Origin of the sequence: Nonomuraea sp. NPDC050680, from assembly GCF_040654555.1 — a bacterium.
GTDB lineage: Bacteria > Actinomycetota > Actinomycetes > Streptosporangiales > Streptosporangiaceae > Nonomuraea.
The window spans coordinates 479,822-497,269 of sequence record NZ_JBFAIF010000001.1 but is presented as its reverse complement, the minus strand read 5'-3'; the positions used below and the strand labels follow the sequence as shown (position 1 = coordinate 497,269).

Below are 17,448 nucleotides of genomic sequence, written 5' to 3'. Positions count from 1 at the left end.
CGACCGCGCAACTGCCTCATGGACGCGTTGAACCATCAGGAGGCAGAGCCCTTGGCGGCGAGTCCGGGCGCGGGATGCGCATCGTGCAGGTGCTGTCCGGTGGGCGCTGGGGGCGTACGTCACCATGGCCGGCCATCGTGTCGTGTGGAGCGACCTGAAGATCCCTCTACCTGGGATCGACAGGCCCTCGGTTGGGGCGGAGCAACTCGATGGCCATGCCGGTTGTGTCAGTGACGTAGGAACGTCAGGTTTGTCTGGCCGTTGGCGATGGTGAGCTGGGCTTGGCCGCCGACCGGAAAGGTGGCCAAGGGGTTGGTATGGCCGACGTCGATGTTGGCCAGGACGGGGATGCCGGCCAGTGACGGCTGGGCGTCGATGATCTGCTGCAGCAACGGGCGGGTCATATTGCTGGCGCGTTGGAACCGTCCGATCGCCAGTCCTCGAATCCGCGGAGCGTCGGGAAGCTGCAGCAGCGAGGTCAGATTGCGGGCGAAGGTCGCCGGCTGGGACTCGAAGTCGTCCTCGACGATCAGTATCGCGTCGTCGAGGGCTGGCATGTAGGGGGTGCCTTGCAGCAGGTTGAGGGTGCAGAGATTGCCGCCGACGATCCGCCCCTCGGCGATGCCGGGCCGGATCGGCCACCATCCCCCGTTGGATATCAGCTCACGCTTGTCCTGGTCGAGGAACCAGGGATCGTCGCTCCAGTGTGTTGCCGGGGTCAGGGTGATCGGAGCGGTATCGAACATGACCGAGGTGAACCAGCGCAGGGTCTGCTCGAGATGGTCTCGCATCCCGAACGTTGACCAATGTGGGCCGGAGTAGGTGGTCAACCCGGTGCGGGCGAGGATGGCGTTCTGCAGCGCCGTGATATCGGAGTATCCGCACAAGATCTTTGGGTTGGCGCGGATCAAATCCCAGTCCAGGTACGGCAGCAACTCATTGGAGTTGTAGCCGCCGATGACCGTCAGAATCGCCGCGACCGATGGGTCCGCGAAGGCCTCGTGCAGATCGGTGACCCGTGAGGCGATGCTGGAGGAATTGAACGCGTCTCGCTCGTCGACATGGCTGCCATAGGAGAGCGTCAGACCGAGTTCGGCGAATCGAGTGTTGATGATGTCGGTGTGGTCGTGCTCCGACACGAATGCGCGGGACACGGCCGGCGCCACCACTCGTATGACGTCGCCATCGGTCAGCTTGGGAGGGAAGATCACATCCATCATTGCCGGAGTGTAACCGGGTGGGGGCAACATGGCGCTCCCATTTATTGGCCGTCTGTGCCTTGTATCGGGTGGGATCGGGTATCGCCGAGTTCCCGGTGCGCGTCGTCGGCCAGGGTGGACAGGAGATCGACGCTTTCGCGGACGCAGCCCGAAAGGGTTGATAATTGATCTTCGGCCTCGACCTTTCGAGCGCCTGGCTTCGAGAGGTGAAGCATGACAGGCCACAGGCCGGTGAGGTGGGTGGCGGCCATCGTGGTGGTCGCCGCAGTATTGGGCCTGGCCGCCTCTGGGTGTGGAGTACAACCGGCCAACACGGCAGTGCGGACCGCCGCATCCGTGTCTCCCTCGCCGAGTGCGTCCGCGTCGGCCGGGTGCCGTCGTTGCGTTACCCGTCGCCGACCTGGAGTCCACTTTCATTCCACTGCGCCAGATCAGCAGCCCTTTCGCGGGGTCGGAGGAGTGCGACAAGTGGACCGCCGGCCCCCAGAATCGCCCAGGAAGCCCATGAAAAGGCGGAGGCGGAACTCCACCGGCTGCCTTGCTGAACTCTTCGCATCCTTACGCCTTTGGCCCAACCGCCGCGGGAGGGCCTGGCGTGACCGGTGATACCAGGATCTGTCGGCCCGGTGCTCTATCTATTCCTGGCCTGGGAGGTACTGGTGTGCTCTCCCTCGCAGGACCGGGGCTTCCTATGGTGGATGTCGTGACCACTAATTCTCTTGAGTTGAACAACGGCGTCGTGATGCCGGCCCTCGGCTTCGGTGTCTTCCAGTCGTCGCCCGAAGAGACCGCCGCGGCGGTCGAGACCGCGCTGAAGACGGGCTATCGGCACATCGACACCGCTGCCGCGTACCGCAACGAACGCGAGGTGGGCGAGGGCATCCGCCGTTCGGGGCTGGACCGCTCTGAGGTGTTCATCGAGACCAAGGTCTGGGTGAGCGACTACGGGTACGACCAGACCCTGCATGCCTTCGACAAGGCGGCCGGGAAGCTCGGTGTGGAGCAGATCGACCTCCTGATCCTGCATCAGCCGGCACCAAAGGCGTTCGACGCGACCATCGCTGCTTACCAGGCGCTGGAGAAGCTCCTGGCGGACGGGAAGGTCCGGTCCATCGGGATCAGCAACTTCATGCCCCGGCACCTGGCCGAGCTGATCGAACACACCGATGTCGTGCCCGCTGTGAACCAGATCGAGCTGCACCCCTACTTCACCCAGCCCGAGGTGCGGCAGGCCGACGACGAGTACGGCATCCTCACCCAGGCGTGGTCGCCCATCGGCGGCATCACCTTCTACCCCGGTTGGGGCGAGCACCGCACGAGCACGCTTTCCGACCCGGTTCTGCGCGAGATCGCGGGCGCGCACGGGAAGACGACGGCGCAGGTCATGCTCCGCTGGCACCTGCAGCAGGGGCGTTCCGCCATCCCGAAGTCCGTCAATCCCGCCCGCATCGTCGAGAACTTCGATGTGTTCGACTTCGAACTGTCAGCCGAGGAGATCACCCGCGTCGACGCGCTCGACACCGGCGTACGCGTCGGTCCCGACCCCGATGAGCGGGACCCGATCAGCCTGGGGATCGTCATCCCCGAGGCGTAAGCGCTCTTCGCCTGACGACAACGCTCACCTAGGCGACGTCGGGCCGGGTCATCAGCGGCGACCGCAGATGCAACTCCAGGCTGGGGCCGGTCAGGGGCACGGTGCTCCACGTCGCCACCGCTGTGCCCGCGTCGGCGTCGAGCACCAGCCGGACCCGGTGCGGGGTGGTGATGACGTAGAGGTCGGCGACGAAGGTGTCGCCCTGCCAGGCGCCGGCGGCGACGACCGGGCGGCCGAGCGGCGAGCTTTCCCGCCATTCGGCGTGGCCGACGGCGACCTTGAGGGACGACCCGAGCCGCAGGTGCCATCCGCCGTCCACCGGCTCGACGGCCACCGTGGTTCCGTCGGGCAGGGCCGAATCCTCGGCGGAGGCGTCGATCCTCGCCGCACCGGAACGGGAAGGGGCCGCCGAACCCGGCACCGGCGCGAGTGACAGCCGCCGCAGCCGATCGGCGAGGATCTCGTCGTCCCGCGAGCTTCCCGCGTCGTCCAGGCCGGGCAGCAGGCAGTCCCAGAAGACGCCGGGCAGTGCGTGGCCCTGGTCGACGGCGGCGGTCACGACGACCACGAGATCGTGGGACGGGACGACCAGGCATTGCTGGCCGAAGGCGCCGTCACCGCGGTAACCGTGACGCGACATCCAGAACTGGTAGCCGTACCCGCAAAGAAAGTCCGGGTTAGGTGAGTCGTCATCGAGTTGCTGCCGGGTCTCGATGTGCCGTCTGGTCGCGAGCTCCACCCATTCGCGCGGGACGAGCCGGCGATCGCCCCAGACGCCTCCGCGCAGCAGCAACTCGCCGAAAGCGGCGACGGCCTCGGTCGTGAGGTGCAGCCCGTGGAATCCGAAGGCGGCACCGCTCGCCACCCGATCCCATTCGGCGTGGTCGATGCCCATCGGCTGGAACAGGCGCTCGTCGAGCAGCTCCGGCAGGCCGCGGCCGGTGACCCGTTCCACCATCCGGGCCAGGACGAAGGTGGTCGCATTGTCGTAGGTGTGCCGGGTTCCCTCAGGCTCGGAGAACGGTACGCGCAGGAAGCCCTTCACCAGGTCGTCCGGTTCCAGTTGCCAGGCCTCGGTGAGGCTGTCCGTGCTGTGCCCGGCCGTCATGGACAGCAGGTGGTGCACGGTGATGCGGCGTCCCTGCTCGGAGATGCCGGCCGGAACGTGGTCGGGCAACACGTCCACCACCCGGTCCTCCAGCGAGAGCAGCCCGTCGGCGATCGCGAGCCCCACCGCGACCGAGGTGAACGACTTGGTCAGCGAATAGAGCAGATGCTGGCGCCCGGCCGAGTACGGCGCCCACCAGCCTTCGGCCACGACGTGACCATGGCGTACGACCATGAGGGAGTGGAGCTCGACGGATTGTGCTTCGAGCCGGTCCAGCAACGCGACGATCGAACGGGACGAGACCCCCGAAGCCGCCGGTGTCGAGCGCGGTAGCAAGGCCGGCTGAGAACGCATGCGGGCACCCTAACAAGGCGCAATGCCCGATTCACCGGGTTTTTCCGCGCGACGAGTCGACCGTCGGGTGGGTCGTGCCTCAGGAGGTGGTTTCGCGCCACCTGTTGGTGATGGGGAGGCGGCGGTCGCGGCCGAAGTTCTTCGGGGTGATCTTCGGGCCCGGCGGGTATTGCCGGCGCTTGTACTCGGCCGTGTCCACCAGCCGGATGATGCGCGTCACCAGGGCGGGGTCGTGGCCGGCCGCGATGAGCTCCTGTACGCCCATGTCCTTCTCGACGTAGTCGTCGAGCAGCCGGTCCAGCACCTCGTACGGCGGCAGCGAGTCGGTGTCGCGCTGGTCGGGCCGCAGTTCGGCGCTCGGCTCCTTGGTGATCGAGTTCTCCGGGATGGGCCGCTCGGCGTCGAGGCGGAACGACGGGTCGCCGTGGGCGTTGCGCCAGCGGGACAGCTCCCACACCATCGTCTTCGGTACGTCCTTGATCGGGGCGAAGCCGCCCGCCGAGTCGCCGTACAGCGTGGAGTAGCCCGTCGCCAGCTCGCTCTTGTTGCCGGTCGTCAGCACCAGATGGCCGTGCTCGTTGGACAGGCCCATGAGGATCGTGCCGCGGACGCGGGCCTGCAGGTTCTCGGCGGCCAGCCCGGACAGGTCGATCTCCTTCTCGAAGGCGTCGACGATCTCGCCGATCGGCACCACCTGGGCGTTGATGCCCTGCCTGCGTACCAGTTCCTCGGCGTCGCCGAGCGAGTGGTCGGAGGAGTAGCGCGAGGGCATCAGCGCCACGTGGACCCGGTCTGGCCCGATCGCGTCGGAGGCGATGGTCGCGGTCAGCGCCGAGTCGATGCCGCCGGACAGGCCCAGGATCACCGACTGGAAGCCGTTCTTGGCCACGTAGTCGCGTACGGCGAGCACCAGCGCCGAGTAGACCTCCGCAGCCGGGTCCAGCCGCTCCGCCACCCGCGCGGGCACGGGCTCGCGCGGCTCGACCGGGTCGGACGACAGCACCAGGCGGTCCACGGTGATGGTGGAGCCGTCGCCCGCGTCGTACGGGAACGCCCCGGTCTCGGCGGTGGAGACCGGGAGGTCCAGGTCCACCACGAGCAGCTCCTCGCGGAACTGCCCGGCGCGCGCCACCAGCTCGCCCGCCGCGTCCACCACGATCGAGTCGCCGTCGAAGACCAGCTCGTCCTGCCCGCCGACCTGGTTGACGTAGACGAGCGCGCACCCGGCCTCACGCGCCCTGCGCGCGCACAGCTCCAGGCGTACGTCGTCCTTCTCCTTCTCGTACGGCGAGGCGTTGGGCGCCACCAGCAGACCGGCTCCCGCCTGGCCCACCACGGCCACGGGACCGCCCTCCTGCCACAGGTCCTCGCAGACCGCGATCGCCACGTCGACCCCGTGCAGCCGGAAGATCGGCAGCCGGTCGCCACGCACGAAGTAGCGGTATTCGTCGAACACGCCGTAGTTGGGCAGGTGGTGCTTGGCCGTGCGGACGACGACCTCGCCCCGATAGAGCACCGCGGCGGCGTCGAGTGAGGCCCCCTTGGGCTGGCCGATGCGCGGCGCGAGCCCCGCCCGGTCGACGTAGCCGACGACCACGGGCAGCTCGCCCAGCCCCTCCTCCCGCAGTCTGAGCGCGACCTCGCCCAGCGTCCTGATGCTGGCGTCCACGAAGGACGTACGCAGGACCAGGTCTTCCACTGGATAGCCGGTGAAGAACATCTCCGTGAAGACGACCAGGTCCGCGCCGCGGTCCGCGGCGTCGCGGGTCCACGTGAGCAGTCGGTCGGCGTTGCCGGAGAGGTCGCCTACGGTCGGGTTGGTCTGTGCCAGCGCGATACGGAGTTGTGCCACAGAGGTCAGCCTAGTACGGCCCCCTTTTTATCGTCCAAGCGACGAGAAGTGGGCTCTCTCACATGTCCACCTGGACGGCGCGCCGCCTGATCGCCGGGCCGAGCGCCAGCATGGCCACCGCCGACAGCAGCCCGACGCCGCCCACCGTGAACCACAGGGCCCGTGGCCCCACGTCCAGCAGCGCCCCACCGGCCAGCGGCGCCAGCACCGAGGCGACCGACCACGCGAACCCGAACAGCCCCGAATATCGCCCCCGCAGGTGCGCGGGCGCCAGCGTGGCGACGATGGTCCCCGCGATGCCCGCCGTCATGATCTCGCCGGCCGTCCAGACGGCGATGGTGACACCCAGCCAGACGGCATCGGTGACGAAGGCGGTGAGCGCGAACCCGGCCCCCATGATGGCCAGCCCCAACGCGAGCGTCCTGGCGGCGTCCAGGCGGCCGATCCAGCCGGACACCAGCGGCTGCACGATGACGATCAGCACCCCGTTCAGCGCCATCGCCACCCCGAACTCCCCGGTGGACAGTCCCACCTGCTTGACCATCGCCACCGGCAGCATGGTCACCGTCTGCATGTACACCAGCGCCTGTCCCAGCACGACGAGCGTGAAGGCGACCATCACCCGATCGCGCAGCACCATGCCGAACCCACCCGCCGACTCCCGCTCGGCCGTGCGGGTCTCGGGAACCGCCCGCCAGACCAGTACCGCGAAGACCACGCTGCTGACGGCGTCGATCCAGAACAGCCAGCCGAACCCGAGCTGGGCCAGCCACCCGCCCGCCGTCATGCCGACCGCGTAGCCGAGATTGATGGCCCAGAACAGCAGCCCGTACGCCCTGGGCCGCTCCACCGGCGAGACCAGGTCCGCCACCAGGGCGTTGGAGGCGGGCCGGTAGGCGTCGACCACCAGCCCCAGCACGAACATCGAGGCCGTGATCGCGGCCAGGGAGGTGCTGTATCCCAGCGCCAGCATCGCGGCCGCGGTGGCCAGCATGCTGCCGGACAGCGTGGCCCGCCGCCCGATCCGGTCGGTCAGCCACCCGCCGAGCAGCTGCGAGATCAGCGACCCCGCCCCGAACACGGCCATCACGAGCCCCGCGCCCGCCACCGAGACGCCCCTGGCCTGTGTCAGATAGACGCCGGTGAACGGCATCACCATGGTGCCCAGGCGGTTCACCAGCGTGCCGCTCCACAGAGCCCAGAACGGCCGGGGGAGCCCGCCCACCTGGGACCTCAGGAACGACCGCTTCTCAACGACAGTGCTAGTCACGGACCAAGAGTGATCTCTCGCCTTTGATGGCCGCCAACGATTTAGGGCACACTAAAAGGTATGTCGGTGACCTGGGTGATGCGGCCGGAGGACGTCGCGCGGATCAGGTTCGCGTTCTCCCCGATGTGGGAGCTGGTCGCCAGCCTGCGTACGCTGCAGGACCCGGCCAGGCAGTCGATCCACCTGCCGTGGATCAAGTGCGTGCGTCCCCGCCTCGCGGAGCTGGACCTGACCGAGCTGTTCGCGCTCGTCCCGCCGAGCGGCTATCTCGCCGACTTCATCACTCCGCCGCCCGACACGCCGCTGCCGGACTTCACCGCCGAGCTGGATCGCGTACGGCTCACCCCGCCGGAACGGGCCCGCGCCGAGGCGGCCGAGGTACGGGGAACGGACCAGGCGGTGCTCGAACGGTTCATGGCCGATCCGGCGGCGGGCGTGGCCCGGGTCGCCGACGCGCTGCGGGTTTACTGGGAGACGTGCTTCGCCGAGTTCTGGCCGCGCGTCTACGGGCTGCTGGAGCGCGACGTGCTGCGCAGGTCACGGCAGCTGGCCCAGGGCGGTGCCCGTGAGCTGTTCGCGGCGCTCGATCCGGCCGTGGAGTGGACGGGGGAGCGGCTGCGCATCGACCGGCCGTGGTGCGCGCAGGGCGGGCTGCACGGCGACGGGCTGGTGCTGGTGCCGAGCGCGTTCTACTGGCCGTCGGTGGCTGTGATGTCGGCCCCGTACCAGTCGATGCTGGTCTATCCGGTGCTGGGCGTCGGGACGCTGTGGGAGCAGGGCCCGCCGCCCGCCCCGGAGGCGCTGGCGGCGCTCATCGGGCGTAGCCGGGCGCGGATCCTGCTCGCGCTGGCCGAGCCCAGCACGACCTCGGCGCTGGCCGGGCGCATGTCGCTCACGCCCGGCGCGGTCAGCCAGCACCTCGGCGTGCTCAGCGGCGGCGGGCTGGCCGTCGGGATGCGTGTCGGCAAGCAGGTCGTGTACCGCCGCACCGCCGCGGGCGACACGCTGGCCGCGAGCACGCCCGCAATGCCGGTAACGCCCGCTCCCACCCCGGTCATGTCGGCAACGCCCGCCCCCACGCCCGCCATCGCCGGTCGTCACGTGTAGCGGGTCGACTCCAGGAGCCAGTCGAGGTGGGCGCGCGGCGCGGCCAGATAGGCGCACGCCACCTTGCTCACGTCGCGCGCCAGCCTGGGCGTGAGCGTGTCGAGCGGCAGGCGCCGGGCCGCCTCGCGCATGTCCTGGCAGCGCTCGGCGATCCGGTCGAGCACCCAGGCCGTGGCCTCCGGCTGGTCCAGGCCGAGCTGGTGCATCACCACTACGACGAGGTTGTGCCCGTCGCCGCGTTCCTTGGGCAGTGACGCCACGTCGTTGCACCAGGCGGTGACGTCGGTGCAGGCGTCGACGAGCTGCTGCCACGGCTCGCAGTCGTGCACCCACGCGGGTACCTCCACGCGCAGGCACGGCTCCACGAGGTCATAGAGGTACGGGCCCACGGTCCCCCTGCGCAGCGCCGGATACTGCTCCAGGGTAGGTACGCGGCCCGTGGCGCGGTTCTCGGCCTCGATGCGGCAGGCGTCGTGCTGACGCCGCAGATTGGCGGCGAACCTGGTCCGCCACAGGTCACTCATCCGGGCGCTGGTCACCCGCCACAGGTCGGCGAAGGCCGCCTCCAGCGGGTGGGCCGCGCCGCCCGCCAGCAGGCCCTGGAAGACCTCCAGCCGGCCCGGCCCCTCGTCGAGCTCGTCGTCGAGGTTGAACAGCCAGGTCAGCCACTGCGCGAACAGCGCCGCCGCGGCCGCGTCGAACTCGGCGAACGCGCGGCCCGCCATCCGGTGGAACCCCACACCGGGCCCGGCGTGGAGATCGGTCCGCCGGGCCCAGTCCAGGACGGCCGCCTCGATCGCGTACACGGCCGGATGCATGCGGCAGGGCTCCGCCATGGCGGGCACCCGCTCGGTGAGCACCAGCAGCGTGGCGGCGGCGGGCGCCTCGCGGCGCGGTCCGGGAGCCAGCGGCTTCCACTGGAGCATGGACCTCAGGGCGGTGCGCACCGAGGTGATCACGTCGGTACTCATAGGGGACCAAAGAGCCAGTTGCCCGCGGCGCTCGGGTCGTCACTGACGTAGTACTGCCGGGCGGCCACGATCAGCCCGTCCACGGTCAGGACGCCTCTGCCCGCCCGGTCGAGCCGGTCGAACGCCTCGTCCACGTCGTCGTAGGCGGTGCCGAAGGCGCTCAGCAGCGTACGGAACTCGCGGGGCCCGATCAGGCCGTCGCCGTCGTCGTCGCAGAGGTCGGCCACGGCCGCCGTGGCGGGCCGGAACACCGGGTCGTACAGGTCGCCCTCGACGAACGCCGCCGTCATGCCTTCGCGGAACTCCTCTCGCAAGATCTGGCACTCGCCGTCCCGGCCGAGCACGCCGGACAGGGTCGTCCAGATCCCGTCGAAGCCGTCGACGAGGCCGCTGCCGGTGACCGAGGTTGGGGACTCTCCGAATCCCACCAGGAGCCGTGCGCCCAACCCCAGCAGATCCCCACGCTCGATGACGCCCTCGCCGCCCGCGTCGATGTGGTCGAAAGCCTTGTCAAGCTTGTGATTGAGCAGGTCGATAGCCACCAATGCCTCCCCCGAGACTGACTGCGTGATCACGATAGGTGCGGCCGGGCTCTTTGTCAGCGAGGCTCGCACCGGGACCCCACGTAACGTGTGCGAAACACGGACACGGCATCCTGATAGGGAACTCAGTACTGTCTTCGCTAGGGGATGCTTTGGACCGCCAGCAGGAGTTCGTGCTCCGCACGCTCGAGGAACGCGACATCCGGTTCATCCGGCTCTGGTTCACCGACGTTCTCGGCTTCCTGAAGTCGGTGGCGATAGCCCCGGCCGAGCTCGAAGGCGCCTTCGCCGAGGGCATCGGCTTCGACGGCTCGGCCATCGAGGGCTTCGCCCGGGTCTATGAGGCCGACATGCTGGCCAAGCCGGACCCGGCGACCTTCCAGATCCTGCCCTGGCGCAGCGAGACGCCGGGCGCGGGCCGCATCTTCTGCGACATCCTCATGCCGGACGGCTCGCCGTCGCACGCCGACCCGCGCTGGGTGCTCAAGCGCACGCTCGCCAAGTGCGCCGACATGGGCTTCACCTTCTACACCCACCCGGAGATCGAGTTCTTCCTGCTGAAGAACCGGCCCGAGCCGGGTCAGCGCCCCGAGCCGATCGACTCCGGCGGCTACTTCGACCACACCCCGCACAGCTCGGGCCACGACTTCCGGCGCCAGGCGATCATGATGCTGGAGTCGATGGGCATCTCGGTCGAGTTCAGCCACCACGAGGGCGCGCCCGGCCAGCAGGAGATCGACCTGCGCTACGCCGACGCGCTCACCACGGCCGACAACATCATGACCTTCCGGCTGGTGATGAAGGAGGTCGCGCTGGAGCAGGGCATCTGGGCCTCCTTCATGCCCAAGCCGTTCACCGAGCACCCGGGCTCCGGCATGCACACCCACATGTCGCTGTTCGAGGGCGACCGCAACGCCTTCTACGAGGCCGGTGCCGACTACCAGCTCTCCAAGATCGGCCGCTCGTTCATCGCCGGGCTGCTCAAGCACGCCGCCGAGATCACGGCCATCACCAACCAGTGGGTCAACTCCTACAAGCGGCTCTGGGGCGGCGCCGAGGCCATCGCGGGCCAGGGCGGCGAGGCGCCGTCCTACGTCTGCTGGGGGCACAACAACCGGTCCGCTCTGGTGCGGGTGCCGATGTACAAGCCGCACAAGGGCGGCTCGACGCGCATCGAGTTCCGCTCGCTCGACTCGGCCTGCAACCCCTACCTGGCCTTCGCGCTGATCCTCTCGGCCGGCCTGAAGGGCATCGAGGAGGGCTACGAGCTCCCGGCCGCCGCCGAGGACAACGTGTGGACGCTCACCAGCGCCGAGCGGCGCGCCCTGGGCATCCAGCCGCTGCCCCAGTCGCTGGACGAGGCCATCGCGGTCATGGAGCAGAGCGAACTGGTGGCCGAGACGCTGGGCGAGCACGTCTTCGACTTCTTCCTGCGCAACAAGCGGACGGAGTGGCGCGAATACCGCCGCCACGTCACGGAGTTCGAGCTGGGACGTTACCTGCCGGTCCTGTAGACCGCTGCTTCAGCGGCGGTCACTGGAACGCGTAGCACTCCACTTCGGCTCGGCGATATGACAGGTGCTTGGCCACGGAATCCCGCACGCATGCGCGTTCGTTGCCGCTCAGCTGCACCATGCCGCACACGGTCACGCTGGAATAGGTGCGGCAGTCCAGCGACGGATCGGCCTCCCCGACACGGTAGTTCGCCCTGACCGCCGCGCGGCACTCCGAACGTGCCTTCGATGTGTTGGCGTACCTGCATTGATGGATCAGGACCTCGTACTGGGATTCGCTGACCTGGTGGCGGTCGCCATCCCAAACGGGCATCGTTCCGAACATGGGGAGCAGCCACAACCCGGCGGCGGCGATGATGAATTTCATGGCTTCCCTCCAACACGCGCGAGGCACTGCCGGGGAGACGTCGCAGTCCACATCACCTGCTGAACTACCCTCCTCTGGATACTTCAGTCGCAGGCCGTGGCCTCGTGGGGGCCGACTGGCCGCGGGCCATAGTGCCGGCTCACGGCGGGCCGGTACTCAGGTGCTGAGGGCGGTTCTGCGGGTGTTCCTGGCGGCTCGGCTCCACAGGGCTGGCCAGCCGCCGGGGCCGAGCCAGGCGGGTGGGACGCGCAGGCCGTTCGCGGCGACGCGGTCCCAGAAAGAGGTGAGGTCCGCGCCCAGTTCGGCGGCGGCCGGGAACGCGTGGTGCCACGGGCCGGTCTCGTCGGCGAGGGCGGAGGCGGGGAAGCCCGGCACGGTGGTCTTGGCCGGCTCGGTGACCGGGACCGTTTCGAGGGGCCAGATCGTGGTGGCGATGACGAGGGCGCAGAGGACGCTGGTGTCCGAGTCCCGGCCGACGGCCTGCGCGAGCACCGGGTCCGCGGCGCGCGCGAGCCGGCCGAGGGCCGTCCTGATCCGGCGTACGACCATCTCCGCCGACCGTGCGGGCGCGATCGCCCGGTGCCGCGCCAGCCCGCGTAGCGATCCGGGCAGCGGCGCGTCCACCAGCAGCAGGTCGAGCTGGTCGTAGCGGTCGCGGAGGCCGGGATCCAGCCGCTCGATCGCGTCGGCCAGCGGGCGTACCCCCGTCGCCGCCCACAGCTCGGCCAGCCCGATCGACGTCGGCCTGCCTGAGACGAGTGCGGTGCGGCAGGTCTCGGCGAGGCGGCCGGGGCTCATCCTCCGTAACGCGACCAGCGCATCGCCGCCGACGACCTCTGAGGTCCGTCCGTCACTGCCATCGGCCAAGCCGTCGAGCGACTCCAGGACGCCAATCGCCCACGCGGTCGCGGGGTCGGCCATCGCCTGCGAGGCCATGGCCGCCAGCGGTTCGGCCAGGTCGAGGAATGCCTGGTTCCGTGGGCGCCTGGCGGCCGGCCGTTCGCCGGGGATCCGGGGCGCGGGGGCCTGCTCCGGCATGGCCGGCGGCGCGATCCCCGCCACGAACCGCAGCACCCGCTCGGCCACTCCGTCCTCGGGCTCATTGTTGAACCTGGCCTTCATCTCGGTCACGTGCCAGCGCCGGGTCGCCAGCCGTACCTCCACATTGACCGCGATGACGCCGTCGCGGTCGCGCAGCGCCAGCAGCCCGCACTTCCCGGCCGTGGCCTCCGCCACGTAGACGGGGGAGGCGATGCAGTTGCCCATGTACGACGACCATTCGGCGAGCGTGCGCGGGCCGCGCGCCAGTTCGACGCGGAGCCCGGTGCCGGGGACCTCCTGGCCGTCCACGGTGGCCAGCGGCTCCGGCACCTGGAAGGTCCCGGTCAGTGCCTGTGCGATGTCGACCTCGCTGATCAGCCCGTCGACCAGCTCTTTCCAGGTACGGCAGCGCCGGGGCGCCCGCGCGCCCAGCGAGACCAGCTGCGCCGCACCCGCCACGGCCAGAGGCAGCGAGTCGAGGCGCGGGTCGAGCGGAGCGGGATCATCGGGCGGCGGGGTGACGTCGACCTCTGGCGCGCGGGGTCCGAAGTGGGCGACGGCGGCGGCCGCGTGGCCGTGCACGCGGGCGACCGCGTCGGCGAGCTCGCCGTACCAGAGCAGGTCGCCGGCCTCTTCCACCAGGTATGGCGCCACGTCCGGCTGCGCCGCCAGCCGTCGCGCGAGCGGCTCGCTCTGACCGTCCGCCGGGAGCTGTTCCCAGGTTCGCGGAGGCCTCGTGGCGGTGTAGCCGACGGCTTCGCGCCACCCGCGCAGGTCGCAGCGCGCCCACGACCCCAATCGGTCGCCGGCGGCCTCCAGCAGCTCGGGGACGGCGTCGAGGACGACGAGCCCGTAATCGCGGGCCCTGGCCAGCCGCTGCCTGACGTACTCCTCGGTCGGGTCGGCCCTACTCGCCAGGTCGCGAACGTAACAACCGGGCCGGGCGGGCAGGCCGCACAGCCCGGGGACCCGGCGGGAGGCCCGGCCCGCCGCGTGGCCGTCGAGCCGGGCGGCGGCGGCCACCAACTGGTCACGGCACTGTGCCAGACCGTCCGCCACGCCGTGCTCGGCCACCGCCATCGCGGTGCGGAGCAGCACGGTCGCGGCCAGCGCGTTGTCGAGCGCTCTGTGCAGCATGTGGGCCCAGTGCCAGGACTGCGGGGTCCAGCGGGCGACCTCCGCCAGCGTGGGATCCGGGCCCAGCTCCACCCGGACCTGGTCGAGCAGCAGCTCGTCCTCGTGGCTCCGGTAACGCCGGGTCAGCTCGGGCAGCCTGCTCTGGCGGGCCTGGGTGGCCATGAGCCGCCGCTCGCGCTGGAGCTCCGCCTGGTGCGCGGCCACCTGGTCCCACAGATTGAGCAGCAGCTCCAGCCGCCTCGGGCCGGAGAAGGGGCTCAGCACGCGAGCCAGGTGGCCGGCCAGGGCGGACGGTGTCACCCGCCCCATCGGATCTGGCCGGCCGGGAGCGGCGCTCGGTGCGTGTAGGGGTTCGAGCTGGTCGGGAGTGGTGCTCAGCGTGTGTGGGGGTTCGAGCTGCTCGTGAGTGGTGCTCAGCGTGTGTGGGGGTTCGAGCTGCTCGTGAGTGGTGCTCAGCGTGTGTGGGGGTTCGAGCTGCTCGTGAGTGGTGCTCAGTGTGTGTGGGGGTTCGAGCTGGTCGGGCGTCGTGCTCAGGGCGAGTACGCGTTCGAGCTGTTCGGGCCCGAGCAGGTCGCTGGCCGCCGAGGCCAGCTGGAGCGCCGGCCATCGCCCTTCGATCATGGCCTGACCAGCTGCTGCGGCCACCCGCTTGGTCGTGGCCGGACCGAACAGAGCGACCACGATGCCGCTCCTTTCCCCGAGCCGGCTCATCCCCGCCACGCCCAGCACCTTGAGCGCCGCCAGAACGGCATCCCGTCGATCGCCGCCGGCTCCGTCGAGCCGCGCCGACCTGAACCCCGGCCTCAGCTCGATCCCGGCCCCAGCGACCGCCACGCCGCCCGCCTCGACCAGCCGGGCCAGCTCGGCGGCCGCACTCCGAGGATCGCCACCGGCCGGACCCACGACCACCGCGGACCCGGGGGACCCGCTCGCGGGCCGACCCCAGACGTCCCATACCTCCTGGTCCCGCCCGGACACCACCCCAAAGGCCAGTCTCACCACGACCCCATGGTTCTGGGTCGGTGCGCGGCGAGGCAACCGGAATTCGGGTGCCTTGCCCGATGTGCCCAGGGCCAGCGGGCAACCGCAGCCGCGCCTCGTCCGCGGCGCCCCTCGGTCTGGGCCGTCCATCGATCGGTCAAGCCGCGCCGCGTCATCGGATCAGAAGTACTTCGAGGTCAGGTCCGTCGTCGGCCAGGTGGTGATCTTGACGGCGTTCATCCGGCCGTCGATCACGTCGAAGTCCGGCGTTCCGGCCTCCTCGCGCCGGTTGAACACCGCCGCGTAGCTCCAGCCGTTCTGCAGCCGCGCCAGGTACGAGAACGTGCCCGGCATCGAGCCGTTATGCCAGGTGTTGAGGTGCCCGGTCACCTGGCGGACCCACCAGCCGCCGCCGTACCAGGAGCCGGAGGAGGTGACGCCGGTCTCCGGCTTGGCGAACAGCTTGGCGATCGACGCCGTGCTCAGCACCGTGCCCGGCCGGTCGAAGGCGAGCGTCCATCGGACGAGGTCCACGGCCGAGGCCAGCCAGCCGCCGTTGGCGTCCTGGTTGGGCATGTTGAAGCCGCCGTACGGGTATGGCACGACGGTGCCCGACTCGTCCATGACGGTCTTGTTCGTGTACTGGGACTGGTACATCACCTCACCGGACACGGCCTCGGTCCTCAGGCTCTTGCCGAGGCGCATCCGGGTGATGCCGAGGGGCTTGAGCAGCTTCGTCTTGACGTACGTCTCGTACGACATGCCGGACACCTTCTCGATGATCCGGCCGAGCAGCATGTAGCCGTAGTTGCTGTAGACCATCTTCGAGCCGGGCGCGAAGTCGAGCTGCCGGCCGGTGGCGTACTTGATGATCTCGGCGTGCCCGATCGGCAGCGGTACGTCCAGCGCGGCCGAGATCGTGTGGTCCAGCCAGAGCTGGTCCTGCTTGGAGGTGTCGCGGTCCCAGCCGCCCAGGTGCTGCATCAGCCGGAGCACGGTGACCTGGTTCATCCGGGTGTCGGCGGGGGTGAGGCCGAGCAGCGTGGTCACCTTGGCCGAAAGGCTCAGCTTGCCGTCCTGCACCAGCCGCATGATGGCGGCGGAGGTGATGTTCTTGCTCAGGCTGGCGATGCGGAACAACGACGTCGGGGTGACGGCGGGGATCGCCTGGGCGCCGGTGCTGTAGCGATAACCGCGGGCCAGGACGATCTTTCCGCTCTTCATGACCGCCAACTGGGCGCAGGAGATCTCGCGTTCCTTCACAAAGGTCTTGATCACGTTGTCGAACCCGGCCAAGGACGCGGGAGCGGTCCCCGACGTCTCCACCACCGGAACGGGTGCGGCGAGCGCCGGTCGAGCCGTGATCGCGGCGGTGGGTACGGCGACGGCCCCCGCTTTGAGCAAGTTTCTACGAGTGAGCATTGTCACTTCTGACTCCTAGGTAACGTCCGTGCAAAGTTGGGCCCGTATCTTACGGACATGGAGGATCCGGCGCAGCCCGGGTCTCCCGCTGGGAAGTTCTACGGCCCCGCGAAGGTTATGCGGTGGGCAAAGACCCCGTCAGGGTGTGGGAAACTGATCGTCCGTTAAAATCGGCTCGTTCCAAAACGACTTTTCGGATATTTCGCCATATGGGCGATGTTGGAGGGTGTGGCATGACGACGGCTGCCCTGCAGACCGTGCTGACCGTTCCTGAGCGCTTCAGGGGCCCGGCTGGAGTCGCCAACGGCGGCTGGATAGCCGGCACCATGGCGGAGGCCCTGGGCGGCGACAGATCGGCGGTCGAGGTCACGCTGCACGCGCCCACCCCTCTGGAAACCGACCTGTGCCTGGAGCACGTCGCCAACACGGTGTCGCTCCACGAGGGCGACAAGCTGCTGGTCGAGGCCATCCCGGTGGCCGAGGACCTGACGGCCCCCGAGTTCGTGCCGTTCAACGACGCCGCCCGCGCCGAGGCCGGCTTCCCCGGCTGGCGCGGCCACGCCTTCCCCGAGTGCTTCGCGTGCGGGCTGCGCGAGCCGGGTGACGGGCTGCGGATCTTCCCGGGCCCGGTCGAGGGGACCGACCTGGTGGCCGCCGGGTGGCTGGTGCCGTTCACGGTGGCCGACGAGGACGGCGTGCCCGCCTCCGTGGTGGGGGCGGCGCTCGACTGCATCACCGGCTGGGCCCACTTCAAGCCCGGCGAGTCGGCGCTGCTCGGGCGGCTGGCCGTACAGATTCATCGGCGGCTGTACGCGGGCGGGGCCTACTCCGTCGTGGCCCGCGCGACCGGCCGCGAGGGGCGCAAGCTGTTCGGCGAGAGCGCGATCTACGAGGTGGACGGCACGCTGGTGGCCGCCGCCCGCGCCACCTGGATAGCGCCCCGCGAAGCCTGAGACGCGTCCTCGCCC

13 protein-coding genes are annotated in these 17,448 nt (G+C 69.8%); 4 read left to right on the top strand and 9 right to left on the bottom strand.

The window, feature by feature from the left end:
- Nucleotides 1-227: 227 nt before the first annotated feature.
- Nucleotides 228-1,220 (bottom strand): S66 peptidase family protein, encoded by a 993-nt coding sequence (locus AB0H88_RS02395; RefSeq protein WP_357640208.1) that lies wholly within the window; start codon nt 1,218-1,220, stop codon nt 228-230.
- Nucleotides 1,221-1,962: 742 nt separating this feature from the next.
- Here AB0H88_RS02395 and AB0H88_RS02390 point away from each other — a divergent pair.
- Nucleotides 1,963-2,814, top strand: coding sequence for an aldo/keto reductase (locus AB0H88_RS02390; RefSeq protein ID WP_357641983.1), 852 nt, complete (start codon nt 1,963-1,965; stop codon nt 2,812-2,814).
- Between the two features lie 28 nt (nt 2,815-2,842).
- On the opposite strand, the gene AB0H88_RS02385 is transcribed toward AB0H88_RS02390, so the two are convergent.
- The 3 genes from AB0H88_RS02385 to AB0H88_RS02375 all read right to left on the bottom strand — a co-directional run bounded on the left by AB0H88_RS02385 (nt 2,843) and on the right by AB0H88_RS02375 (nt 7,398).
- Entirely contained in the window at nt 2,843-4,276 is a 1,434-nt protein-coding gene (locus AB0H88_RS02385; RefSeq protein WP_357640205.1) for a serine hydrolase domain-containing protein, read from the bottom strand.
- A 79-nt stretch (nt 4,277-4,355) separates the two neighbouring features.
- Complete coding sequence (locus AB0H88_RS02380) at nt 4,356-6,128, bottom strand: NAD+ synthase (RefSeq protein WP_357640203.1); 1,773 nt, start codon at nt 6,126-6,128, stop codon at nt 4,356-4,358.
- A gap of 58 nt (nt 6,129-6,186) precedes the next feature.
- The gene (locus tag AB0H88_RS02375) at nt 6,187-7,398 is read right to left on the bottom strand and encodes an MFS transporter (protein ID WP_357640200.1); all 1,212 of its coding nucleotides are present in this window, start codon (nt 7,396-7,398) and stop codon (nt 6,187-6,189) included.
- A 60-nt stretch (nt 7,399-7,458) separates the two neighbouring features.
- On the opposite strand from AB0H88_RS02375, the gene AB0H88_RS02370 reads away from it, so the two are divergent.
- Complete coding sequence (locus tag AB0H88_RS02370) at nt 7,459-8,505, top strand: DUF5937 family protein (RefSeq protein WP_357640197.1); 1,047 nt, start codon at nt 7,459-7,461, stop codon at nt 8,503-8,505.
- On the opposite strand, the gene AB0H88_RS02365 is transcribed toward AB0H88_RS02370, so the two are convergent.
- The gene (locus AB0H88_RS02365) at nt 8,496-9,476 is read right to left on the bottom strand and encodes a terpene synthase family protein (protein WP_357640194.1); all 981 of its coding nucleotides are present in this window, start codon (nt 9,474-9,476) and stop codon (nt 8,496-8,498) included. The two genes, AB0H88_RS02370 and AB0H88_RS02365, sit on opposite strands and share 10 nt — an antisense overlap.
- Nucleotides 9,473-10,018, bottom strand: coding sequence for a hypothetical protein (locus AB0H88_RS02360; protein ID WP_357640191.1), 546 nt, complete (start codon nt 10,016-10,018; stop codon nt 9,473-9,475). Before AB0H88_RS02360 ends, AB0H88_RS02365 begins: the two co-directional genes overlap by 4 nt.
- Nucleotides 10,019-10,170: 152 nt before the next feature.
- On the opposite strand from AB0H88_RS02360, the gene glnA reads away from it, so the two are divergent.
- A complete protein-coding gene (gene glnA / locus AB0H88_RS02355; protein ID WP_357640188.1) occupies nt 10,171-11,532 on the top strand; it encodes a type I glutamate--ammonia ligase in 1,362 nt (453 codons plus the stop codon).
- A gap of 19 nt (nt 11,533-11,551) precedes the next feature.
- On the opposite strand, the gene AB0H88_RS02350 is transcribed toward glnA, so the two are convergent.
- From AB0H88_RS02350 to AB0H88_RS02340, 3 genes are all read right to left on the bottom strand, one after another.
- Nucleotides 11,552-11,899, bottom strand: a complete 348-nt coding sequence (locus AB0H88_RS02350; protein ID WP_357640185.1) for a hypothetical protein — start codon at nt 11,897-11,899, stop codon at nt 11,552-11,554.
- A 156-nt stretch (nt 11,900-12,055) separates the two neighbouring features.
- The gene (locus AB0H88_RS02345) at nt 12,056-15,076 is read right to left on the bottom strand and encodes a hypothetical protein (protein WP_357640182.1); all 3,021 of its coding nucleotides are present in this window, start codon (nt 15,074-15,076) and stop codon (nt 12,056-12,058) included.
- Nucleotides 15,077-15,238: 162 nt separating this feature from the next.
- The gene (locus AB0H88_RS02340; RefSeq protein WP_357640179.1) at nt 15,239-16,480 is read right to left on the bottom strand and encodes a serine hydrolase domain-containing protein; all 1,242 of its coding nucleotides are present in this window, start codon (nt 16,478-16,480) and stop codon (nt 15,239-15,241) included.
- Nucleotides 16,481-16,713: 233 nt separating this feature from the next.
- Between AB0H88_RS02340 and AB0H88_RS02335 the strand changes: the two genes are divergently transcribed.
- Nucleotides 16,714-17,433: a hypothetical protein gene (locus AB0H88_RS02335; protein WP_357640177.1), complete on the top strand. Its 720-nt coding sequence runs from the start codon at nt 16,714-16,716 to the stop codon at nt 17,431-17,433.
- Nucleotides 17,434-17,448: the final 15 nt, after the last annotated feature.